Source organism: Mucilaginibacter sp. (assembly GCF_028288205.1).
In the GTDB taxonomy this organism is placed as follows: Bacteria; Bacteroidota; Bacteroidia; order Sphingobacteriales; family Sphingobacteriaceae; genus Mucilaginibacter.
In genome coordinates this window covers 1-3,188 of the sequence record NZ_JAQBOD010000032.1, presented here as the reverse complement: position 1 = coordinate 3,188, position 3,188 = coordinate 1, and the positions used below count along the sequence as shown (strand labels likewise).

Here is a 3,188-nt window from a genome sequence, read left to right as displayed (position 1 = left end):
TAATGATCAAACACCCGGTTGATATGGTAGAGATCCCGGCTGGTGAAAACATCACTGCTACCTACGTAGCCGGGCAAATGAAAAATGCACCGCATGTACAGGGTGCTAAAGACTTTATGGATTTTTTAATTAGCCCGGCAGCCAAAGCCATTTACAGGAAATACGGATTTACAACTATGTAGACATGAAAAAGTACATTTTAATGCTTATTGCAGCTATAAGCAGCCTGTAGGTTTTCGCTCAAACAGACACCCTGTACGTTTATGGTCCAGGTGGCCCAACTTCTGCCATGCAGGAATGCGCAAAAGCATTTACAGCGAAAACTGGCATCCTGGTAAAAGTAACTGGTGGCCCCGATACAAAGTGGCTGGCTCAAGCGCAGCAAAATGCTGATTCAATTTATGGTGGTGCCGAATACGGGCTCACCCAATTTATACAAAACCATCCGGAACTGGTTGACGCAATTACAAGGGTTGAATTATAAAAAGGAATAGCGGCCATATTGGTGAGGCCGGGTAACCTGAAACATATTTTAAACCCTGAAAGACCCATTCTTACGCTATCTTTGTACCATGAGACTATTCGGAGCCATATTAGAAGAAGAACTGCATGTTAACAGTCAACGCAAGATACTTCCTGCAGAAACGGTTCTGATGCAATCCAACAGCTATGTACGTTCCATACCGGTGGTGCTTTCCGGCAGTATGCGGGTAATGCGCCAGGATGATGATGGCCGGGAAGTATTGCTCTATTATATTAAACCGGGCGAAAGCTGTATCATGTCCTTTTTAGCCGGGATACATGAGGATACCAGTAAGGTTAAATTAGTAGTGGAAGAAGATTCTGAGGTGCTGATGTTACCCGTGGCAAAAGCCAGCGAATGGATCAAAGTTTATCCGGAATGGGCCGACTTTATATTTAAACTTTATCATAAACGATTTGAGGAACTACTCGATGTGATCAATGCTGTAGCCTTCCAAAAATTAGACGACCGGATAGTTACTTTACTAAAAAGGAAAGCCAGCGTTTATGGGTCAAACGAGTTCAGCATTACACATCAGCAGCTGGCCGAAGAATTAGGAACTACACGCGAAGTGATCTCCCGGCTGTTAAAACAGATGGAAAAACAACAATTGATCACCTTATCCCGGAATAAAATCACTTTAAAAACGGCTCTGTAACATAGGTCACAAACTCCGGGCTCATTACCTGATACATTTGTTCTATATTTTAAACAAGTGGAAATAACAGGGTACGCGGCAGCAATATTAATTGGGTTATCATTAGGTCTCATTGGCGGTGGCGGCTCTATTCTGACCGTTCCTATCCTGGTTTACTTTTTCCGGGTAGATCCGGTTATGGCAACAACATATTCCCTTTTTGTTGTAGGGTTAACCAGTTCGGCTGGAGCAATAAGTCATTACCGCAAAAACAATGTCAACCTTAAAATAGCTTTGCTGTTTGGTATTCCTTCCTTAATAGCTGTGTTCGTCATGCGTAAATGGGTAATGCCTGCTATGCCGCATCTCTTGTTAAACATAGGTTCTTTTGAACTAACCAAATCTGTATTGTTGATGCTTGTTTTTGCGATTTTGATGGTGGCCGCTTCAGTTTCAATGATCAGGAAAAAGAAGGAAATTTTAGCCAGCGATTCGCAATTGAGTTATAACAAATTGGTAATCCAAAGTATCATCGTTGGCATTATCACCGGTTTTGTTGGCGTTGTTGGCGGCTTTTTGATTATCCCCTCATTAGTTTTGTTTGCCGGCTTACCTATGAAAAAAGCGGTGGGTACATCACTAATGGTCATGACCATCAGTTCATTATTGGGGGTATTGGGAGATATAAGTCGTCATGCACCTATCAATTATAGTTTTTTAATAATGTTTTCAGCATTTGCCATAGCCGGAATTATCATGGGAAGCTACCTCATTAAACATATTAACGATGCTAAATTGAAACCGGCCTTTGGTTGGTTCGTGCTCGCGATGGGATTATTTGTTTTAATTACAACTTTATATAAATAGAAAATATGAATATCATTTTTCAACCCTGGCCCTGGTATATCGCCGGGCCGCTGATCGGGCTAATCGTGCCGGCTTTATTGTTACTGGGCAATAAAACGTTCGGTATCTCATCGACACTCCGCCAGGTCTGCGCGGCTTGCATCCCGGCTAATATTTCCTTCTTTAACTACGACTGGAAAAAAGAAAGCTGGAACCTATTTTTTGTTTTGGGTGTAATCATAGGCGGGTTTATAGCCACTTACTTTCTTTCAGTTCCCGGGCAGGTGAGTATTAATCCTGCTACTGCCGCGCTACTTAAACAGGAAGGTGTTAAAGATTTCAGCGGTTTACTGCCACAAGATGTATTCAGCTTTAGCCAGCTATTTACTTTACGGGGATTTGTATTCATGATAGCAGGGGGCTTCTTAGTTGGCTTCGGAACACGTTATGCCGGCGGATGCACTTCTGGTCATGCCATCATGGGAATATCCTCTTTACAGTGGCCATCATTAGTAGCTACCTGTTGCTTTATGGTGGGCGGCTTTATCATGACCTGGTTCATCTTACCTTATTTATTACAGCTATGAAAAATATCAAATTTTTGATCGTGGGAATGCTGTTCGGCATTATACTCGTTAAATCTCAGGTGATCTCCTGGTTCAGAATTCAGGAAATGTTTCGCCTGCAGGCGTTCCACATGTATGGCGTAATCGGAAGCGCAATAGTGGTTGGGATAGTTTCAATATTATTGATCAAACGGTTTCAGCTAAAAACAATACATGACGAGCCAATCGTAATCCCTGACAAAAAATTCCATTGGGGTAATGTATATGGCGGACTGATATTTGGATTGGGCTGGGCCATTACAGGCGCGTGTCCGGGGCCGCTGTTCGCGCAGATCGGCAGTGGCTTTTCGGTTATCATCATTACACTATTAAGCGCTATTGGCGGAACCTGGGTTTATGGTTTATTAAAAGAAAAATTGCCTCATTAATTACAAATAAAAATGAAAATTGAACAATTTGAAGATAAAGGACTATCGCATTATTCTTATGCGATTTTAAGCGAATGTGACCGCCAGGTAATTTTAATAGATCCGGCAAGGGATATAAGCCCCTATTTAGCTTATGCTGAAAAACATGAGGCAACAATTATTGGGGTAATTGAAACGCATCCGCACGC

The 3,188-nt window shown here is 42.2% G+C and carries 6 protein-coding genes; all 6 read left to right on the top strand.

Annotated elements, in window-relative coordinates; genetic code table 11:
- Positions 1-182: substrate-binding domain-containing protein (locus tag JWR23_RS07060; RefSeq protein ID WP_299514716.1), on the top strand; the 182-nt coding region annotated here is incomplete at its 5' end.
- A 71-nt stretch (positions 183-253) separates the two neighbouring features.
- Positions 254-484, top strand: a complete 231-nt coding sequence (locus JWR23_RS07055; RefSeq protein WP_367277523.1) for a substrate-binding domain-containing protein — start codon at positions 254-256, stop codon at positions 482-484.
- Between the two features lie 88 nt (positions 485-572).
- Positions 573-1,181 (top strand): Crp/Fnr family transcriptional regulator, encoded by a 609-nt coding sequence (locus JWR23_RS07050; protein ID WP_299514712.1) that lies wholly within the window; start codon positions 573-575, stop codon positions 1,179-1,181.
- A gap of 57 nt (positions 1,182-1,238) precedes the next feature.
- Positions 1,239-2,027, top strand: coding sequence for a sulfite exporter TauE/SafE family protein (locus JWR23_RS07045; protein ID WP_299514709.1), 789 nt, complete (start codon positions 1,239-1,241; stop codon positions 2,025-2,027).
- Between the two features lie 5 nt (positions 2,028-2,032).
- A complete protein-coding gene (locus JWR23_RS07040) occupies positions 2,033-2,593 on the top strand; it encodes a YeeE/YedE thiosulfate transporter family protein (protein ID WP_299514706.1) in 561 nt (186 codons plus the stop codon).
- Complete coding sequence (locus tag JWR23_RS07035; protein ID WP_299514703.1) at positions 2,590-3,000, top strand: DUF6691 family protein; 411 nt, start codon at positions 2,590-2,592, stop codon at positions 2,998-3,000. Before JWR23_RS07040 ends, JWR23_RS07035 begins: the two co-directional genes overlap by 4 nt.
- Positions 3,001-3,188: the final 188 nt, after the last annotated feature.

What these genes read in the sequence shown, in the direction of transcription:
- JWR23_RS07040 (WP_299514706.1), top strand. Translation starts at nt 2,033, where the DNA reads ATGAATATCATTTTTCAACCCTGGCCCTGGTATATCGCCGGGCCGCTG.
- JWR23_RS07035 (WP_299514703.1), top strand. Translation starts at nt 2,590, where the DNA reads ATGAAAAATATCAAATTTTTGATCGTGGGAATGCTGTTCGGCATTATA.
- JWR23_RS07050 (WP_299514712.1), top strand. Translation starts at nt 573, where the DNA reads ATGAGACTATTCGGAGCCATATTAGAAGAAGAACTGCATGTTAACAGT.